The following is an 18875-nucleotide window of genomic DNA, read 5'->3' as shown; positions in this document are numbered from 1 at the left end:
TCGCGATGTTTCATCGGCCGCTGCTCGCCTGCCTCGTCACGGCGACCATCGCCGTCTCGCCTAGTGCCCAGGCGCAGATGATGAAGACACCGGAGGCGCATGCACCGGCCAAGGCCGTGCCGAGTTCGAAGGGCGAGGTCGATCTCTCCTTCGCGCCGGTAGTGAAGCGCGCGGCGCCCTCAGTGGTGAACGTCTACGCCTCGCATGTGGAGCAGCGCGGCACATCGCGCAGCGCCATGGATGAGTTCATGCGCCGGTTCTTCGGTGAGCAGGGCTCGGGCCGTGGCCAGGGCATGCCGGGCGAGCGGGCGCAGAAATCGCTCGGCTCCGGTGTCATCGTCGATGAGTCCGGCCTCGTCATCACCAACAACCACGTCATCGACAACATGAACGAAGTTCGTGTCTCGCTCTCAGATCGGCGGGAGTTCGAGGCGAGCATCGTCCTGCGCGATCCCCGCACCGATCTCGCCGTGATCAAGATCAAGAGCCCCGTCGGCGGGCTCGTACCGATGCCCATGGGCGATTCGGAAGCTCTCGAGGTCGGCGACTTCGTCATGGCGATCGGCAACCCGTTCGGGGTCGGCCAGACGGTGACGCAAGGCATCGTCTCCGCACTGGCGCGCACCCAGGTCGGTTCCTCCGACTATCAGTTCTTCATCCAGACCGATGCCGCGATCAATCCGGGAAATTCCGGCGGTGCACTTGTCGATCTCAAGGGTCGGCTCGTCGGCATCAACACGGCGATCTATTCGCAATCGGGGGGAAGTCACGGCATCGGCTTCGCCATTCCCACCAGCATGGTCCGCGCCGTGGTCGAGACGGCCAAGGGTGGCGCCACCACCGTGCGTCGCCCCTGGCTCGGGGCGCGGGTGCAAAACGTCACGCCCGACATTGCCGAGAGCATGGGCCTCGACCATCCGACCGGGGTCTTGGTCGCGAGCCTGCAGCCGAAGAGCCCGGCCGAAGAGGCCGGCCTGAAACGCGGCGACCTGATTCTCACGGTGGACGACAAGGTCGTCGACGATCCGGAAGCCTTCGGCTACCGCTTCGCCCTCAAAGGCATCAGCGGAACCGCAAAGTTCGGCATCCTACGCGGCACCACCCGCTCCACTATCTCGGTCAAGCTCGCCTCGGCCCCCGAGACGCGACCGCGCGACGCCGTGAAGGTGCGCACGCGCTCGCCCTTTTTCGGGGCCACCCTGGTCAATACCTCGCCGGCCGTGGCCGAGGAGTTGCAGAAGGACTTCGCCAGCGAAGGCGTCGCGGTCTCGTCCATCGACGAAGGGTCAATGGCGGCCCGCGCCGGCCTTCAGATCGGCGACGTGATCGTCGCCATCAATGGCGTCCCGGTGACCACAACCAAGGACCTCGAGCGCTTGACCCGGTCAAGTTCGGGCATGTGGGAGATTGCGATCAATCGGGGCGGCGCCGTGCTGACCTCGGTGTTCGGAGGGTAGGGTCTTAGGTCGGTCTTCGCTGCCGGCATCCGGGGCCATCCGTCCAGATACGCTTGCGGGAGAGTCAGGCGGCTTAGGTCCCGGCCTGGCTCATGCCGAACTCATGGCGGAGGGAGACGACGACATGGCCATCGCATGGCCACGACTGACCTTCGACCAAACCCCGTTCATCTTGTTCTCATGAGGAGCCAAAAGGCCGCCTAAATGCATCATCCACGGGGCGGACGGGACACTCTTCGAACACGGCAAGGAGCATCCGCTGCACCGGGGCAGATCCGCCGAAACGCGGGGACGGAGCCATTTGCGGATTGCGGGATGACGCAGGCCACGTCTTCTATGCGTCGATGTCCGATCTCTTCGCTTCCGCCGGCCTGCAGAACGACGCGCCGCGCCCGCTCGCCGACCGACTGCGCCCGCGCTCCCTCGCCGAGGTGGTGGGACAGGAGCACCTGACCGGGCCGGACGGCTCCCTGACCCGGCTCCTCAACGGAAAATCCTTCGGCTCGCTCGTGTTCTGGGGGCCGCCGGGCACCGGCAAGACCACGGTAGCGCGTCTCCTGGCCCACGAGACCGATCTCAAGTTCGAGCAGATCTCGGCGATTTTCTCCGGTATCGCCGACCTGAAGAAGGTCTTCGAAGCGGCGCGCCAGCGCAGGACGATGGGGCAGGGGACGCTGCTCTTCGTGGACGAGATCCACCGCTTCAACCGGGCGCAGCTCGACGCTTTCCTTCCCGTCATGGAAGATGGAACCGTGACGCTCGTCGGCGCCACTACCGAAAACCCATCCTTCGAGCTCACCGCCGCGCTGCTCTCGCGCGCCCGCGTCCTGCTGTTCCGCTCCCTCGACGATGCGGCCATCGCCAAGCTCTTGGTTCGCGCCGAGGCGTTGACCGGACGGCCGCTGCCGCTGGACGAAGAAGCGCGCAGCGTCCTCGTCCGCATGGCCGATGGCGATGGGCGCGCCTGCCTGACCCTGGCGGAAGAGGTTTGGCGCTCGGCCAAGCGCGACGAGATCTTCGATGCCGCGACCCTGCAGGAGATCGTCCAGCGCCGGGCGCCGATCTACGACAAGAGCCAGGAAGGCCACTACAACCTGATCAGTGCCCTGCATAAGACGGTGCGCGGTTCCGACCCCGATGCGGCGCTCTACTATCTCTGCCGCATGCTCGACGGCGGAGAGGACAGGCTGTTCATCGCAAGACGCCTCGTGCGCATGGCGGTGGAGGATATCGGCCTCGCCGACCCGCAGGCCCTGGTCGTCGCCACCGCCGCCAAGGATGCGTTCGACTTCCTCGGTTCGCCGGAGGGTGAACTCGCTCTGGCGCAGGTTACGGTCTATCTCGCCTGCGCGCCGAAATCGAACGCGGTCTACAATGCCTACAAGGCGGCGACGCGGGTGGCCAAGGAGCACGGCTCGCTGCCGCCGCCCCGGACGATCCTCAACGGCTCGACCAAGCTCATGCGCAAGATCGGCTACGGCGAGGGCTACCGCTACGATCACGACGAGCCGGATGCGTTCTCGGGCCAGGATTACTGGCCCGAAGCGCTCGGCCGTCAGCATTTCTACGAGCCCACCGACCGGGGCATGGAAACCCGCTACGGCGACCGCCTCGCCCATTGGGAAACCTTGAGGAAGCAACGCCGTGACGAGGAGCGCTGATCTCGTCGTCCGCTCCCTGATCCCGTGACAGGGCGGCACTCAGTCATGCAGAAGGCCAGCCACGACCATGCACGCCTATCGTAGCCTCGCCACCCGCTTTGCCCGCATCGGCGCCGTCGAGGATGCCGCCGGCATCCTCGGTTGGGACGCCCAGACGCTGATGCCCAATGGCGCGGCGGAAGGCCGGGCCGAGCAGCTCGCCCAGTTGCGGGTCATTGCCCACGAGATCCTCACTTCCGCCGAGACCGGTGACCTGATTGCGCAGGCCTCGGACGACGAGGCCGGCCTTGGTGCCTGGGAACGGGCCAACCTGCGTGAGATGCGCCGCGCCTATCTTCATGCCTCGGCCGTGCCGGGCGATCTCGTCGCCGCGAGTTCCAAGGCGTCGTCCCGCTCCGAGATGGTCTGGCGCGAAGCGCGGGCGGCATCCGATTTCGCGATGCTGGCGCCTCATCTCGCCGAGACTCTGCGCCTGCAACGGGAGGTCGGGGAGGCGAAGGGCGCCGCTCTGGGCCTCGTGCCCTACGACGCGCTCCTCGACGGCTACGATCCCGGCATGCGCCGGGCGGTGATCGACCCGCTCTTCTCCGAGCTTCGCGCGACCCTGCCGGGCCTGATCGGGACGATCCGCGACCGACAGGCGATGATGCCGGCGCCGATGCCACTGCCGGGACCGTTCCCGGTGGAGGCGCAGAAGGCCCTTGGGCTGACGCTGATGCGCGCTGCCGGGTTCGATTTCGAGCGCGGACGGCTCGATATCAGCCTGCACCCGTTCTGCGGCGGGGCCACCGACGACGTGCGCATCACCACGCGCTACGACGAGGCCGACGCCACCCGCGCTCTCATGGGCGTGCTACATGAGACCGGTCACGCCCTCTACGAGCAGGGCCGGCCGCCTGCGTGGCTGCACCAGCCCGTGGGGAATGCCCGAGGGATGAGCCTGCACGAGAGCCAGTCGCTTCTGATCGAGATGCAAGCCTGCCGCTCCGTCGAGTTCTGTGCCTACCTCGCGCCTTGTCTGCGTGATGTTTTCGGAGGCGAGGGGAGCACCTGGGACGCCGATAACCTGCACCGCCTCTACACGCGGGTGGAGCCGGGCCTGATTCGGGTCGATGCCGACGAGGTGACTTATCCGGCGCACATCCTGCTGCGCTACGACCTCGAAACGGCGATGATCGCCGGCGACCTCGCCATCACCGATCTTCCGGGCGCGTTCGACGAAGGCATGCGCGGCTTGCTCGGTGTCGTCGTGCCGAGCGACCGGCTCGGCTGCCTTCAGGATATCCACTGGCCCGGCGGCAGCTTCGGCTATTTTCCGACCTATACCCTCGGCGCCATGGCGGCAGCGCAGCTCTTCCGGGCCGCACGCGAGAGCCTGCCCGGCATCCCCGCCGATCTGGCGGAGGGCGACTTCACCGCCTTGCGCGGGTGGCTGCGCGAAAACGTACACGAGCGCGGTAGTTTCCTGGAAACGGACGAGTTGCTCGTGGCAGCCACCGGCAAGCCCCTGGGCGCAGAGGATTACATGCGCCACTTGCGCCACCGCTATCTCGGGGAAGGCTGAACGCTCGCATCAGCTGAATGCGAATCGGTTGCGGCGTGGCGATCCTTCGCAGGGTCTGACTTCCCTCGGGGTTTGCCGCTGCAGCCATGGCGCTATGCTCACGGCCGATTCAATTATCCGACCGGCCTGGCTCCGGGGAAAGGCTCGTTTACATGGTCGTCATCGTCGCAGTGATCGGGATCGTGGGTGCCGTCCTGTTCTGGATCATTCGCGCACATGGCACCGCGACGGCGCTGAGGGAGGTCAATCGCGACACGAAGGGACTTCAGCGCCGGGCAAAGTCGACCTTGGAGGAGATCATCGGCACGCCGCTGAAGCGAGTGCGGGACGTCAGGCTCGCTGCAGTGATCCTCATGATCCAGCTGGTGCGCACGGGCAGCCCCGTCACCGCCGCCGAGAAGACCAAGATTCTGGAATTCATGGATTCTCCGCTTCAGATCGATTCGATCTCAGCCATGTTCGAGCGAGCCTGGACCTACACCGAGGCTCGGCGGCCGTTCTCGCTGGTGGCCGACGAATTGCTGCCCCTGCTGCGGGACAACCTGACCGAGGCCGAGCGACTGCACTTCATCGACATGCTCTCGCAAGTCGCCAGCGCCCATTCCGCCGCGAGCGAGCTGCAGCGCGAGGCGATCGTGCGGCTCAAGCGCCGGCTCACCGGCGGGAGCCCTGCGTTGAAGGCGAGCCGGGCCGGCGATTTCGGGCGCTGAGACCGGTGGACCCGGCGGAGCGCAGCCTGTAGGTCGGCGGCCCCCTTTCCAGCGGACAGACCGTCCGGAGATCCTACATGGCGGCCTGCGGCCTCGATTTCGGCACGTCCAACACCACGCTCGGCCTCGTCACCGAGCGACGGCCGGCCCTGCTGCGGCTGGAAGGCGACCACGTCACGATTCCCAGCGCGATCTTTTTTCCGCCGGGTGGGACGCCCCTCGTCGGCCGCGCAGCCATGGCGGAGTATGTCGAGGGCACGCCGGGCCGGCTGATGCGCAGCCTCAAATCGGTGCTCGGTTCCTCCCTGCTCGAGGAGACGACGCCGGTGGGGCGTGAGCGCATCCGCTTCCGCGACGTCATCGCCCGCTATCTCTCCGCCGTGAAGACGCGGGCCGAGGCGCAGGCCGGAACGGCCATCGACACAGTGGTCCACGGCCGCCCGGTCCATTTCGTCGATGGCGACCCGGAGGGCGACGCCCGTGCCGAGGATGCCCTACGCGAGATCGCACGGAGCATCGGCTTCCGCCACGTCTCGTTCCAGTACGAGCCCATCGCCGCAGCGCTCGATTACGAGCAGCAGGTGACGGGGGAGGAGATCGCCCTCATCGCCGATATCGGCGGCGGCACGTCGGACTTCTCCATCGTGCGGCTCTCCCCCGAGCGCCATGCCAAGGTCGACCGATCCGGCGACATCCTCGCCAATGACGGCGTGCGCATCGGCGGCACCGACTTCGACCGGCGTCTTAGCCTCGGCACGGTGATGCCGTTGTTTGGCCTCGGCAGCCCGATGAACCGGGGCGATCTCGACGTGCCGAGCGGGTATTTCCACGATCTCGCTACCTGGTCGAGCATCAACCGGCTCTACAACGCCAAGACCTTGCGCGAGATCGAGGAGGTCCGTCGCGACGCGCGCCGGCCGGACCTGATCGCTCGGCTCTACACCGTCGTGGAGGCCGAGCGCGGGCATTCCCTGGCGATGGAGGTCGAGGGCGCCAAGATCGCAGCCTCGGATGCGGGCCAGGGCGGCGTGGCCCTCGGCTGGGTCGAGCCGGGCCTCGCCGCCACTCTCGATCATGCCGGCCTCGTGGCTCAGACGGAGGAGCTCTCGCGGCGCATCGCCGAAAGAATCGGGCGTTGCCTGAATCAGGCGGGATTGCCGCCGGAGGGAATCGACGCCCTGTTCCTCACCGGCGGGTCGACGGGTCTGCCGCATGTCCGCGCCGCTTTGGTGGCGGGCGTGCCGAACGCCCGCGTTGTCGACGGCGACACGTTCGGCTCCGTCGGGACGGGACTCACCATTGAGGCGGGTCGCCGCGCGGCCTGATCTCCGGTTCACGCGGCGCCCCGATCTCGAAGCGCTTTGCCGAGAGGGGCGAGGGTGTTACGAGCACCCGATGACCACCAGACCACCATCACGCGGCAATGCCGGACGCAAAGGTTCCGGCGCCGGCAAGGGCCGGCCGCCCGGCAGCAGCGGCAAGCCCTACCGTCCCGGCAAGCCCGGCGCGTTCCGCCGGCCAGACCGCGAAGGCACTGGCCCGCGCACCAGCGCCCTCGACGCCGCCCATCGTGCGGCGCAGTTGCGCGGCGACGCCGACAAGCGTGCGCCCTGGCGCCCCGGCGATGCCCCGGAGACGCCGGACGACAACGAAGTCTCGGTTCCCCGCGCTCCTCGGACGCGGGCGCCCCGCAACGAGGTCGCGGCGAAAGCCTTCGATGCGCCGCGTCCGCGCCGTACCGGCGCCAAGCCCCCGGAACCGGCGGTCGAGGGACCGACCCGGCGCGAGCAGCGCGCGGCCGCCTCCGCGACCCTCGCCTCCGGCGTGCAGACGCTGATCGTTGAGGAGGACGAGGCCGAGATGCGGATCGACCGCTTCCTGACCACGCGCTTCCCCCAGCTGCCCTTCACCCGCGTCCAGAGCATTGTCCGTAAGGGTGAATTGCGGGTGGACGGCAAGCGCGCCAAGCCGAACGACCGCCTCCTGCCGGGCATGAGCGTGCGCGTGCCGCCGCTCAAGCTCGATCCCGTGGCGGAACGGCCGCGCAGTGTCGCGCGTGACGCCACCGATGCCGACTTCCTGCGCTCCCTCATCCTCTACGAGGATGCGGACATGATGGTGCTGAACAAGCCCTTCGGCCTCGCGGTCCAGGGCGGCTCCGGCACCGTGCGCCACGTGGACGGGCTGCTTGAGGCCCTGACCGGACCGGACGGGCAGAAGCCGCGCCTCGTCCACCGCCTCGACAAGGACACCGCCGGTTGTCTCATCGTCGCGAAGACACGCCTCGCGGCGGCGACCCTCGCCAAGAGCTTCCGCTCGCGGTCCGCCCGCAAGGTCTACTGGGCGCTCACCGCCGGTGTCCCGCGCGTGCCTCAGGGCCGGATCTCGACCTACCTCGCCAAGGAGGAAGCCCCCGACGGCGACGCCCGGATGCGGGTTGCCCAGCACGGCGACGACGGCGCCGCCCACGCGCTGACATATTACGCCATGGTCGACAACGCGGCGCAGAAGCTGTCCTGGCTTTCGCTGAAGCCCGTGACCGGGCGCACGCATCAGCTCCGCGCCCATGCCGCGCATATCGGCCATCCCATCGTCGGGGATCCGAAATACTTCAGCGTCGAGAACTGGGCCTTGCCAGGAGGTATCCAGAACCGCTTGCACCTGCTGGCGCGCCGCATCGTCATCCCGCATCCGCGCACGCTGAAGCCGGTGGATGTGACGGCGCCCCTGCCACCGCATATGGCACAGAGTTGGAACCTGCTGGGCTTCGACGCCTCGCGCTACGATCCCATCGTCGAGGCGCCGGAGGCGTAATCCGCTTTGGCCGCATCCGTAGGGAGCATCCGCGGATGCGCCTTGGCAATCGGGCGCCATGCCTTATCCTTGTGGTCGACCTCACCCGTCGTTGCAGCGAGAACAAATGCCGATGACGTTCGCGACCATGGCCAGCACCGCCCTGATCGGCCTGTTCGTGTGCTTCGGATCAGCGTCGCTGACGTCCGAGGCTGTGGCGCAGGCGACGGGTCCACAGCAGAATCCGCCGAGTCCTGCGGCAAAAGCGGCTCCCGTTCCGGCGGCGCAGAATCCGGCGTCACCGCCTCCCGCCGTAGGCCGCCATGGATCGCAGGTGCGGGCGGGCGACCGCAGGCGACGGTCCTATGCCAGCTGTAATCGGTTGTCTCATGCGCGCGGCCTGCGCGGCGGCGTGCGACGTCGCTTCCTGATTCGCTGCAAGCTCGGCTACGAGCGTCAGAAGCCCGGTCAGGTTCCGGCCCAGCCATCGCCTCAGGGACGTCAGCCGTGATTCTGTCATGCGGGACGCTCCCGTGAAGCTCGTCGTCTTCGACGTCGACGGGACGCTCGTCGACAGCCAGCACCTCATCGTCGCCGCGCAAGGCATGGCCTTCGCCGAGCACGGCATCGAAGCGCCCGCCCGCGCGGTGGCCCTCTCCGTCGTCGGGCTCTCGCTGCCGCAGGCCTTCCGGCGCCTCGTTGGCGAGGATGGGCCCGTGGAGGGCCTGTCCGAGAGCTACAAGCGCGCCTTCAACACCCTTCGCCTGGACGCCGCCTATGAGGAACCGCTGTTTCCGGGCATGGCCGACTTGATCGAACGCCTGCGTGCCCGCGACGACCTTCGGCTCGGGCTCGCCACGGGAAAATCCCGACGCGGGGTCGACCGTCTGATCGAAAGTCATCGCTGGGGCGACGTTTTCGCGACCATCCAGACCGCGGACGACGCACCGTCGAAGCCCGACCCGGCGATGCTGCACCAGGCGATGGCCGAGGTGGGCGCGTTGCCGGAGACCACGGTGATGATCGGAGACACCACCTACGATATGGACATGGCGGTGAGTGCCGGAGCGGCCGCCATCGGTGTCGCGTGGGGCTACCACCCGCCGGGGGCCTTGCTCGGAGCCGGGGCGGTGACCGTGGTCGAAACCGCCTCCGCGCTGGCGGATATGTTCTCCGGAAGTTTTGGCGAGGCCGGCGCGGACACCAGCATCCGTGACCTCTCGCCCGAATAGAGGCGGTGCCGGAACAGAGATCCGACCCGGCTCAGCGCTCGCGGGCCGATGCGTGATGCGCTAGAACCCCGCCCCATGAGCAACGACGATCCCGCCGGCTGGCTCGGCGCCTCCGATGCCCCTCCCGTTCACGACCCACACCGGGCCGTGCGCGCGCAGACGCGTGCCGCCCTGCCGAAGCGGTTCTACGCGGAGGCTGGTCTCACAGATGACGAAGGCGGGTTTCGCCTGACCCTCGATGGACGGTCCGCCAACACGCCGGCGCGCAACCCGCTGCGCCTGCCGACGCGGGCGCTGGCCGAGGCCGTGGCCGCCGAATGGGCAGCGCAGGTCGAGTTCATCGACCCGTCGACCATGCCGCTGACGCGCCTCGCCAACACCGCCATCGACGGCGTCGCCCCCCGCCGCGAGGCGGTGATCGACGACCTCTCGGCCTATGCCGGAACGGATCTCGTCGCCTACCGCGCCGCCGACCCGGAACGCCTCGTGGCCGATCAGGCCCGCGCCTGGGATCCGGTGATCGAATGGGCACACGAGACCTTTCATGCGCGTCTCATCCTCAGCGAGGGGGTGATGCACGTCACCCAACCCGAGACGTCGGTGACCGCCTTGCGCGGCGCGATCGAAGCAGTCGACGGGCCGTTCCGGCTGGCGGCTCTCCACACGATGACCACGCTCACGGGCTCCCTCCTCATCGCGCTGGCTACCCTGCACGGACGCCTGACCCCGCAGGAATCCTGGGCGGCGGCACATGTGGACGAGGCCTATCAGGCCAGTGTCTGGGGCAGCGACGCCGAGGCGGAAGCGCGCCACGCCCTGCGCAGGGCCGAATTCGAGTCTGCAGCGGAGTTGGCAAAGCTTGCCCGTTAAATCCATTTTCGCTGCCTGCCCTCCGTGCTAAGGCGCTTTTGACTCTGAACCGCCAAGCCGTGCCCAGACATGCGGTATGGCGCCAATTCCTCGCACCCATCTCAAGGCTCACCGCGCATGAAGGACATTCTCGAGAAGCTCGAAGAGCGGCGCGCTCAGGCTCGCCTCGGCGGCGGCGAAAACCGCGTCGTGGCCCAGCACAAGCGTGGCAAGCTGACGGCGCGCGAGCGCATCGAGCTCCTCCTCGACCATGGGTCGTTTGAGGAATTCGATATGTTCGTGCAGCACCGCTCCACAGATTTCGGGATGGAGAAGCAGAAGATCCCCGGTGACGGCGTGGTGACCGGCTGGGGCACCATCAACGGGCGCACCGTCTTCCTGTTCTCGAAGGACTTCACCGTCTTCGGCGGCTCGCTCTCCGAAACGCATGCCGCGAAGATCGTCAAGGTCCAGGACATGGCGCTGAAGATGCGCGCCCCGATCATCGGCATCTTCGATGCCGGTGGCGCCCGCATCCAGGAAGGCGTCGCGGCTTTGGGCGGCTACGGCGAGGTGTTCCGCCGCAACGTCGCCGCCTCCGGCGTCATTCCGCAGATCTCCGTCATCATGGGCCCCTGCGCGGGCGGCGACGTCTACTCGCCGGCCATGACCGACTTCATCTTCATGGTCCGCGACACGAGCTACATGTTCGTCACCGGCCCCGATGTGGTGAAGACCGTGACCAACGAAGTGGTGACGGCCGAGGAACTCGGCGGCGCCAAGGTCCACACCACCAAGTCCTCCATCGCCGACGGATCGTTCGAGAACGACGTGGAGGCGCTTCTCCAGGTCCGCCGCCTCGTCGACTTCCTGCCCGCCAACAACATCGACGGCGTGCCGGAGATCGAGAGCTTCGACGACCCGCTGCGCCTCGACAAGTCCCTCGACACCCTGATCCCGGACAACCCGAACAAGCCCTACGACATGGGCGAGTTGATCCGGCGCGTGGCCGACGAGGGCGATTTCTTCGAGATCCAGGCGACCTATGCCCGCAACATCATGACGGGCTTCGGCCGCATCGAGGGCCGTACCGTCGGTTTCGTCGCCAACCAGCCGATGGTGCTGGCCGGGGTGCTCGATTCGGACGCCTCCCGCAAGGCGGCCCGCTTCGTGCGCTTCTGCGACGCGTTTTCGATTCCGATCGTGACGTTCGTCGACGTGCCGGGCTTCCTGCCGGGCACCGCCCAGGAATATGGCGGCCTCATCAAGCACGGCGCCAAGCTGCTCTTCGCTTACAGCCAAGCCACCGTACCGCTGGTGACGATCATCACCCGCAAGGCCTTCGGCGGCGCCTACGACGTGATGGCCTCCAAGCATGTGGGTGCCGACATCAACTACGCTTGGCCGACCGCGCAGATCGCGGTGATGGGCGCCAAGGGCGCGGTCGAGATCATTTTCCGAAGCGAAATCGGCGATACCGACAAGATCGCAGCACGGACCAGCGAATACGAGGACCGCTTCCTCTCGCCCTTCGTCGCGGCCGAGCGCGGCTATATCGACGAGGTGATCATGCCCCACTCGACGCGTAAACGCATCGCCCGGGCGCTCGGCATGCTCCGCACCAAGGAGATGGAGCAGCCCTGGAAGAAGCACGACAACATCCCGCTCTAAGCGGTGACAGGCTTCCCACCGGGGAAGCCTGCCCCCAGGGGCCCACCGTGAAGCGGACGGTGGGCCGGGACGTAGGGTGCGGGAGCGGGGATGACGTCTTCGGCCATCCCAATCTCCACCTCATCGTCAGGTGCCGTTGCACCTGACGATGAGAAAGGCTCCAGCCGGACCTGAGCGAACGAAAGAGCTCCTCGAGGCCCATATACGCGGGGCACCTCCGGATGAGGTGGTTCGATGGGATGGATGAGCGTGCTCAGCCGACCGTCCGCTCGAAGATCAGGTTCAGCCGAGTGCGGGCGATCTGCCGATAACCTCGGCCCTCGAGCAGACCGACGAGGTCGATCTGCCATTGCGCCGTGCCATCCTCGATGACGAGCAGACGAGGGTGCAGGGAGACCGGCGCCTCGCGGAAGAACGGCTCCAAGATCAGATCCTCGGCGCCCTCCACATCGAGCTTGATCGCGTCGATGCGGGTAATGCCCTCGCCCTGGGCGAGCCCAAGCAGGGTGACCGCCGGCACGCGGATCTGCGCGCCCTCGTTGGTGCCGACGATCTTCAGGCTCGATTCGCCACGGTTGCGCGGGTCCACGAACAGCGTCAGTTCGCCGGCCTTGTCGGCCACCGCGCAGGCCACCGCCTTCACTGTGCCGAACGGGTTCTGGGCGATGTTGTAGGTCAACCGGTCGAACACGTCCGGCTGCGGCTCGACCGCGAGGATTCGAGCACCCGGACCGGCGAAAGCAGCAACAAACAGGGCGTAGGCGCCGATATTCGCGCCGATATCGAGGAAAGTGCAGCCCGGCTTCAGGCGTGAGGCCAGCAGCGCCCGCTCTTCGGGGTCGAAGAATTGCGGGGTAAACAGCACCTTCTTCTCGCAATTGTTATTGTAGGGGTGCAGCCGCATGCGCGCGCCGAACCGCTCCACGTCGAGGGGCCGTCCATGCAGCATCGTGATGGCCAGCCGGCGCAGAAAGAAGCCGATGCGCCGCCCCGCCCAACTCTTGCCGGAGAGCGTCACCGTACGGTCGGTGATACGCGCCACCAGCCCCCTGGGCGCGTAGGTGCCGAAAGGCTGGATGGTGGAAGATTGCGTGTCAGTCATCGTGGTGGGTGATGCCAGCCCGACAGGCGCACGGCAAGCATCGCATGTCGCTCGACACGGTCTGCTGGACCTGCACAAATCGGTGCCATGCCCACAAACAACGCAGCCCCGAGATTATCGTCTGCGCAAGCGATCATCAGAGAGGCATCGGCCGCGAGGCTGGAAACCTCCTGAATCGGGGCGTGGAATAGTGCCTCCTCTGGGAAAACACGAGTTGGCGGAGCGGCATCGCGGAATCGTTCGACTTGGCACGCGCCGTGCAGACGCCCTGACGTGGGCAACGGCGCCCGCGAGAGACGCCATCGAAGTCGGGCGGCTCGTGCTCACTGTGGCGTGAGCGACCAATCTCTCCCCACCCCGCCATGGGGGCCACTCGCACCGAGTGCCGGGAGACATCAGATCGCCTGGAGCCTCTCCGCATGCAGTCCCAAAAAGCCACCCGAATCGATCTGTTCAGTCTGGCCACGCCGCAGATGCGCGCGTTCCACATCACCTGGCTCGCCTTTTTCGTCTGCTTCTTCGCCTGGTTCGCGGTCGCGCCGCTGATGCCGGTGATCAAGGGCGAGTTCCAGCTCACCAACGATCAGGTCTACAACATCAACATCGCCGCGGTCGGCATCACGATCCTGGTACGCCTGCTGATCGGGCCGATGTGCGATCGGTTCGGCCCCCGCCTGACCTATACCGGCCTTCTGATCCTCGGAGCGGTCCCGGTGATCGGCATCGCCTTCGCCAACTCCTATGAGAGCTTCCTGTTCTTCCGCCTCGCCATCGGTGCCATCGGGGCGAGCTTCGTCATCACCCAGTTTCACACCTCGGTGATGTTCGCGCCCAACGTGGTGGGCACCGCCAATGCCACCGTGGGCGGCTGGGGCAATGCCGGCGGCGGCGTGACCCAAAGCGTCATGCCCCTGATCCTCGCGGCCCTCCTCAGCATCGGCGTCGAGAAGACCATGGGCTGGCGTCTGTCGATGATCGTGCCGGGCGTGATGATGCTCGTCGTTGCCTTTCTCTACTACCGGTTCACGCAGGACACGCCCGAGGGCAACATCATGGAGTTGCGCGCCCGCGGCGTCGCGGTGGATTCCGGCAAGAAGGGTGGCTGGGCGGTCTTCAAGCAGGCGATGACGAATTACCGGGTGTGGATGCTTGCCATCACCTACGGTGCCTGCTTCGGCGTCGAGATCTTCATCCATGCGGTGGCGGCGACCTACTATGTCGAGCGCTTCAGCCTCGATCTGACCCAGGCCGGCATGGCCGCGGGTAGTTTCGGCTTGTTGGCCCTGTTCGCCCGCGCGCTCGGCGGCATCGCTTCGGACCGGGTCGCGCGCTCGAAGGGCCTCGACGGCCGCACTCTGCTCTTGTTCGCCCTGATGGTCGGTGAAGGAATCGGCCTCCTCGCCTTCGCCTATGCCGGCTCGGTGGTACTGGCCGTCGTCGCCATGCTCGCCTTCGGCCTGTTCACCCACATGGCCTGCGGCGCCACCTACGCCCTCGTTCCGTTCATCGACCGCAAAGCGCTCGGCGGCGTTGCCGGTATCATCGGCGCTGGCGGCAATGTCGGCGCCGTGGCGGCGGGCTTCCTGCTCAAGGGGGTCGGTAACCTTCCCGGTGCTCTGTTCATCCTCGGCATCGCCGTGCTGATCTCGTCGCTCTGCGCAATCTCGGTGCGCTTCTCGCTCACGCACAAGGAGACTGAGCAGAAGCTCTACGACGAGGCGGTCGCCCAGCGCGCCGTTACCAGCGGTCAGCCGGCCTTCGCCTGAACGACGATCACCCCGGGGGCCGCGGCGCAGGCTGCGGTCCCTTGGTCGTTGGATTCGGCCGGAGAGGAAACGGATCCCTTCCCGGAGACCTGGGCGTCAACGGAAGGTGATCCAGATACCAGCAAGGGCCGCAGCGCGGCTGTCGGTATAGATCCGAAATAGGGTTCTGCTGCGCTTCACCCCCTTCGAAGGTGGGTGCGCGGAAGTAACTGGCTGTCGATCCATTCGAAATCCGTCACGCCAAAGCGGCTTGGAGCTTCGAAAAGCAGCTGCGCCAATCCTCACGATAGGCATTTCGGACATCCGCACTGACAATGCGGCGATGGGTGAGCGTGATCTCCGTAGCCCGGTCGCCGACGGAGAGCAGATCGACATGGATGATGGTTTCGCCGATGCGCAGGAGCGGGTTCGGCCCCTCATAGGTCCAGGTCTGATGCAGGGAATGCCCCCGCCTGATTTCCTCGTATTGCCCGGTCACGGAATGGGACGCTCCGTCCGGATCGCGCCGCCGGAACAGAAACGCGCCGCCGACCCGCAGGTCAGTCTCCGCGCGTTCCATGACGGAGGCGCCGGGCGCGAGCCAGCGCATGATGAGCAGAGGATCGGTCCAGGCACGGAAAACATCCGGATGCGGGGCGCGCACGACGTGTTTGAGGACGACAACGGGTACGATCTGAATCATGGGCCGTCCGTATCCTCGCAAATCGACCGGGACGACCCGACCGGAGCGGTGCGGCTGTGACGATCCCCCGTTCATCGCGCCGGAGACGCCGAGCAGCAAGGGGAGTTGAGCCGGCCAAACCCGCGCGAAACGAGGAAAAAGCTTTCCTGTCACCCCTTCGGATATTCGCACCTTGCCTCCGTTCCGTTCAGGGGCGAATTTGGCGGCCCATGGAGGCCGTCCATCGACCGATGGCGCCGTCTATGAAAGGTATAGACAAGCCCGATGCAGACCTTCGATTCCGACGGGACCACCATCGCCTATATCGACGTACCGGCGAAGGGCGGCAGCGGCGATCCGATCGTGCTGATCCACGGCTTCGCCTCGAACCATTCCGTGAACTGGGTCAACACGCTTTGGGTGAAGACCCTGTCCGAGGCGGGGCGCCGGGTCGTCGCCCTCGACAATCGCGGGCATGGCGAGAGCGAGAAGCTCTACGATCCGGAGGCTTACGGCTCCGACATCATGGCGCAGGACGCGCGGCGGCTGCTGGACCATCTCGGCATCGCCCGCGCCGACATCATGGGGTATTCCATGGGCGCGCGGATAGCGGCCTACCTCGCCCTCGATGAGCCGGCGCGGGTACGTTCGGTGCTTCTCGGCGGTCTCGGATTGCATCTGGTCGAGGGCAAAGGACTGCCGAACGGGATCGCCGAGGCCCTGGAAGCGCCCCCCGGCGAGAAGGCGCCCAACCTCACCGCCGCCGCTTTCCGCACCTTCGCCGAGCAGACGAAGAGCGATCTCAAAGCGCTGGCCGCCTGCATGCGCGGCTCGCGCCAGACATTGTCGCGGGAAGAGGTCTCGCAGATCGAGGCGCCGACCCTTGTCACGGTGGGCACGCTCGACACGGTTGCCGGCTCGGCACCGGCGCTGGCTGGCCTCATGCCCAATGCCAGGAGCCTGGAACTTCCCAACCGCGATCACAGCACGGCGGTGGGCGACAAGCAGCACCGACAGGGCGTCCTGGCCTTCCTCGACGGGCGACCCTGAGGAGGATCAGCTCTTCAGCCGATAGCCGGTGCGGAAGATCCAGGTCACGCTGCCGAGGCAGAGGGCGAGGAAGACCAGGGTCATCGCGAGGCTGATCTCGACCCGCACGTCGGAGGTGCCGAAGAAGCTCCAGCGGAAACCGCTGATGAGGTAGACGACCGGGTTCACGAGGCTCACCGCCCGCCAGAACGGTGGCAACATCTCGATGGAATAGAAGCTGCCGCCGAGGAAGGTGAGGGGCGTCACGACCAGGAGCGGCACGAGTTGGAGCTTCTCGAATCCGTCGGCCCAGAGGCCGATGAGGAAGCCGAACAGGCTGAAAGTCACCGCCGTGAGGAGCAGGAACGCCACCATCCAGAGCGGATGCTCGATCCGCAAGGGGACGAACAGGGCGGCGGTGGCGAGGATGATCAGCCCGATCAGGATGGACTTCGAGGCGGCCGCGCCGACATAGCCGAGCACGATCTCGAAGGGAGAGACCGGCGCCGATAGGATCTCGTAGATCGTGCCGGCAAAGCGCGGGAAGTAGATGCCGAACGAGGCGTTGGCGATACTTTGCGTCAGGAGCGAGAGCATGATCAGCCCCGGCACGATAAAGGCGCCGTAAGCGACGCCATCCACCGAGGCCATACGCGACCCGATCGCCGCGCCGAAGACCACGAAGTAGAGCGATGTGGCGATGACCGGCGCGACGATGCTCTGCAGCCCCGTGCGCCAGAACCGGGCCATCTCGAAGCGGTAGATCGCACCGACGGCCGGCCAGTTCATCGACAACGGATTCATGCCTGCTCTCTCACGAGATCCACGAAGATGTCCTCGAGCGAACTCTGGCTGGTGGAGAGATCGCGGAAGGGGATGCCGGCGGCGGCGAGGTCGGTGAGGAGCGTGGTGATCCCGGTGCGCTCGCTCTTGGTGTCGTAGGTGTAGACGAGCTCCTGCCCATCCGCCGACAGGGCCAGACCGTGCGGGGCCAACTCGTCCGGCAGGGCGCGGAGGGGGCTCTGCAATTGCAGCGTCAGTTGCTTCTTGCCGAGCTTGCGCATCAGTTCAGCCTTCTCCTCCACCAGGATGATCTCGCCCTTCCGGATCACGCCGACACGGTCGGCCATTTCCTCGGCCTCGTCGATGTAATGCGTGGTGAGGATGATCGTGACGCCTTGGTCGCGGAGCTTGCGTACCAGCCGCCACATGTCCTGCCGCAGTTCCACGTCGACACCGGCCGTCGGCTCGTCGAGGAACAGGATGCGGGGTTCGTGACTGAGCGCCTTGGCGATGAGCACGCGCCGCTTCATGCCCCCGGACAGGGTCATGATCCGGCTGTTCTTCTTGTCCCACAGGGACAGGTCGCGCAGCACCCGTTCGATATGGGCGGGGTCGGGTTTCATGCCGAACAGGCCCCGACTGAAGCTCGTCGTGTCCCACACCGTCTCGAAGGCGTCGGTGGTGAGCTCCTGCGGCACGAGGCCGATGGCCCTGCGCGCCTCGCGGTAATCCGCTCCGATGTCGTGGCCATCCACCGTGACGGTACCGGAGCTTGCACGAACGAGGCCGCAGACGACGCTGATCAGCGTCGTCTTACCGGCGCCGTTAGGACCGAGCAGGGCGAAGATCTCACCCTTTTCGATGTCGAGGTGGATATTCTTGAGGGCATGGAGGCCAGAGGCGTAGACCTTCGACAGGCCGGATATGGAGATGATCGGCGGCATCTGATCTCCATGGATTATTTTTGTGGGGAAGGACGTGTGGGCCGCCATACCACGACAGGGGGTGCGACCCGCGAGTGTGATGCGGCACGTCGGGCAACAAAAAAGCCGCCCCGTGGGCGGCTTTCATGAAACGATCGTTCTGAAAACGTCAGGCCCGGAGACGGCCCTTGACCTCATCGAGACTGGAGCGGACCAGCGATAGGGCGGCGTCGCCCTGCATGCGCTCGCGGAGCACCACCTCGGACACCTTCACGGCCGCGTCGGCAGCGGCCGCGCGGACCTGTGCGGTGGCCTGGACCTCGGCCTGGGCAATCTTGGTCTCGGCCGACTTGGTGCGACGGGCGATGAACTCGTTCAGACGGGCGTGGCCCTCGTCGGCGATGCGCTGGGCCTCCTCGCGGGCTCCGGCGACAATCGCTTCGGCTTCGGACTCGGCTTGGCTGCGGCGCTTCTTGTAGTCGGCCAGCACCGTGGCGGCCTCCTCGCGCAGGCGGCGGGCTTCGTCGAGTTCGGAGCGAACGCGGCGGCCGCGGGTGTCGAGGGCCTTGGTAATCTGAGCGAAGCCGCCGACCTTCCACACGACGCCCATGAACAGGACGAAGGCGACGGCGACCCAGAACTCGGCATCCAACAACATTCTCGTCGTCCTATTT

The 18875-nt window shown here is 66.6% G+C and carries 17 protein-coding genes; 12 read left to right on the top strand and 5 right to left on the bottom strand.

Translation table 11 applies throughout. The features are described 5' to 3' along the window. Nucleotides 1-5 precede the first annotated feature (5 nt). The 10 genes from ASF26_RS14335 (at nt 6) to ASF26_RS14295 (ending at nt 11937) form a co-directional block, all read left to right on the top strand. On the top strand, nt 6-1457 hold the full coding sequence (locus ASF26_RS14335; RefSeq protein WP_056255254.1) for a DegQ family serine endoprotease: 1452 nt from the start codon (nt 6-8) through the stop codon (nt 1455-1457). Between the two features lie 344 nt (nt 1458-1801). Further along, nucleotides 1802-3118 (top strand): replication-associated recombination protein A, encoded by a 1317-nt coding sequence (locus tag ASF26_RS14330; protein ID WP_056255800.1) that lies wholly within the window; start codon nt 1802-1804, stop codon nt 3116-3118. 67 nt (nt 3119-3185) lie between these two features. After that, a complete protein-coding gene (locus ASF26_RS14325) occupies nt 3186-4682 on the top strand; it encodes a carboxypeptidase M32 (protein WP_056255251.1) in 1497 nt (498 codons plus the stop codon). Nucleotides 4683-4834: 152 nt separating this feature from the next. Next, nucleotides 4835-5392, top strand: a complete 558-nt coding sequence (locus ASF26_RS14320) for a TerB family tellurite resistance protein (RefSeq protein ID WP_056146310.1) — start codon at nt 4835-4837, stop codon at nt 5390-5392. 77 nt (nt 5393-5469) lie between these two features. After that, entirely contained in the window at nt 5470-6717 is a 1248-nt protein-coding gene (locus ASF26_RS14315; RefSeq protein WP_056255249.1) for an Hsp70 family protein, read from the top strand. A gap of 70 nt (nt 6718-6787) precedes the next feature. After that, the gene (locus ASF26_RS14310) at nt 6788-8206 is read left to right on the top strand and encodes an RluA family pseudouridine synthase (RefSeq protein ID WP_056255246.1); all 1419 of its coding nucleotides are present in this window, start codon (nt 6788-6790) and stop codon (nt 8204-8206) included. A gap of 106 nt (nt 8207-8312) precedes the next feature. Beyond that, nucleotides 8313-8696: a hypothetical protein gene (locus tag ASF26_RS22135; protein ID WP_082477643.1), complete on the top strand. Its 384-nt coding sequence runs from the start codon at nt 8313-8315 to the stop codon at nt 8694-8696. A gap of 7 nt (nt 8697-8703) precedes the next feature. Further along, nucleotides 8704-9417 carry an HAD-IA family hydrolase gene (locus ASF26_RS14305; RefSeq protein ID WP_056255242.1) on the top strand — a complete coding sequence of 238 codons (714 nt, stop codon included), beginning with the start codon at nt 8704-8706 and terminating at the stop codon, nt 9415-9417. Between the two features lie 75 nt (nt 9418-9492). Then, nucleotides 9493-10287 carry an ATP12 family protein gene (locus tag ASF26_RS14300; RefSeq protein WP_056255238.1) on the top strand — a complete coding sequence of 265 codons (795 nt, stop codon included), beginning with the start codon at nt 9493-9495 and terminating at the stop codon, nt 10285-10287. Between the two features lie 117 nt (nt 10288-10404). After that, complete coding sequence (locus ASF26_RS14295; RefSeq protein WP_018044502.1) at nt 10405-11937, top strand: acyl-CoA carboxylase subunit beta; 1533 nt, start codon at nt 10405-10407, stop codon at nt 11935-11937. Nucleotides 11938-12190: 253 nt separating this feature from the next. Here ASF26_RS14295 and ASF26_RS14290 read toward each other — a convergent pair whose 3' ends face one another. After that, nucleotides 12191-13039, bottom strand: a complete 849-nt coding sequence (locus tag ASF26_RS14290; protein ID WP_056255235.1) for an FkbM family methyltransferase — start codon at nt 13037-13039, stop codon at nt 12191-12193. 419 nt (nt 13040-13458) lie between these two features. Between ASF26_RS14290 and ASF26_RS14285 the strand changes: the two genes are divergently transcribed. Next, a complete protein-coding gene (locus tag ASF26_RS14285) occupies nt 13459-14805 on the top strand; it encodes an MFS transporter (protein WP_056255231.1) in 1347 nt (448 codons plus the stop codon). 235 nt (nt 14806-15040) lie between these two features. On the opposite strand, the gene ASF26_RS14280 is transcribed toward ASF26_RS14285, so the two are convergent. Beyond that, the gene (locus tag ASF26_RS14280) at nt 15041-15487 is read right to left on the bottom strand and encodes an SRPBCC domain-containing protein (RefSeq protein WP_056255226.1); all 447 of its coding nucleotides are present in this window, start codon (nt 15485-15487) and stop codon (nt 15041-15043) included. Nucleotides 15488-15751: 264 nt separating this feature from the next. Between ASF26_RS14280 and ASF26_RS14275 the strand changes: the two genes are divergently transcribed. Further along, the gene (locus ASF26_RS14275; RefSeq protein ID WP_056255223.1) at nt 15752-16516 is read left to right on the top strand and encodes an alpha/beta hydrolase; all 765 of its coding nucleotides are present in this window, start codon (nt 15752-15754) and stop codon (nt 16514-16516) included. A 6-nt stretch (nt 16517-16522) separates the two neighbouring features. Here the strand turns inward: ASF26_RS14275 and ASF26_RS14270 are convergent, their stop codons facing one another. From ASF26_RS14270 to ASF26_RS14260, 3 genes are all read right to left on the bottom strand, one after another. Further along, nucleotides 16523-17299, bottom strand: a complete 777-nt coding sequence (locus ASF26_RS14270) for an ABC transporter permease (protein ID WP_200925938.1) — start codon at nt 17297-17299, stop codon at nt 16523-16525. Beyond that, nucleotides 17296-18222, bottom strand: coding sequence for an ABC transporter ATP-binding protein (locus tag ASF26_RS14265; protein ID WP_056255220.1), 927 nt, complete (start codon nt 18220-18222; stop codon nt 17296-17298). Before ASF26_RS14265 ends, ASF26_RS14270 begins: the two co-directional genes overlap by 4 nt. Nucleotides 18223-18370: 148 nt before the next feature. Then, nucleotides 18371-18856: an ATP F0F1 synthase subunit B gene (locus ASF26_RS14260; protein ID WP_198290853.1), complete on the bottom strand. Its 486-nt coding sequence runs from the start codon at nt 18854-18856 to the stop codon at nt 18371-18373. Nucleotides 18857-18875 lie beyond the last annotated feature (19 nt).

This window comes from Methylobacterium sp. Leaf93 (assembly GCF_001422345.1).
Taxonomy (GTDB): domain Bacteria; phylum Pseudomonadota; class Alphaproteobacteria; order Rhizobiales; family Beijerinckiaceae; genus Methylobacterium; species Methylobacterium bullatum.
Note: the sequence above shows the minus strand (reverse complement) of the source record. Positions and strands in the feature narration are given on the sequence as shown.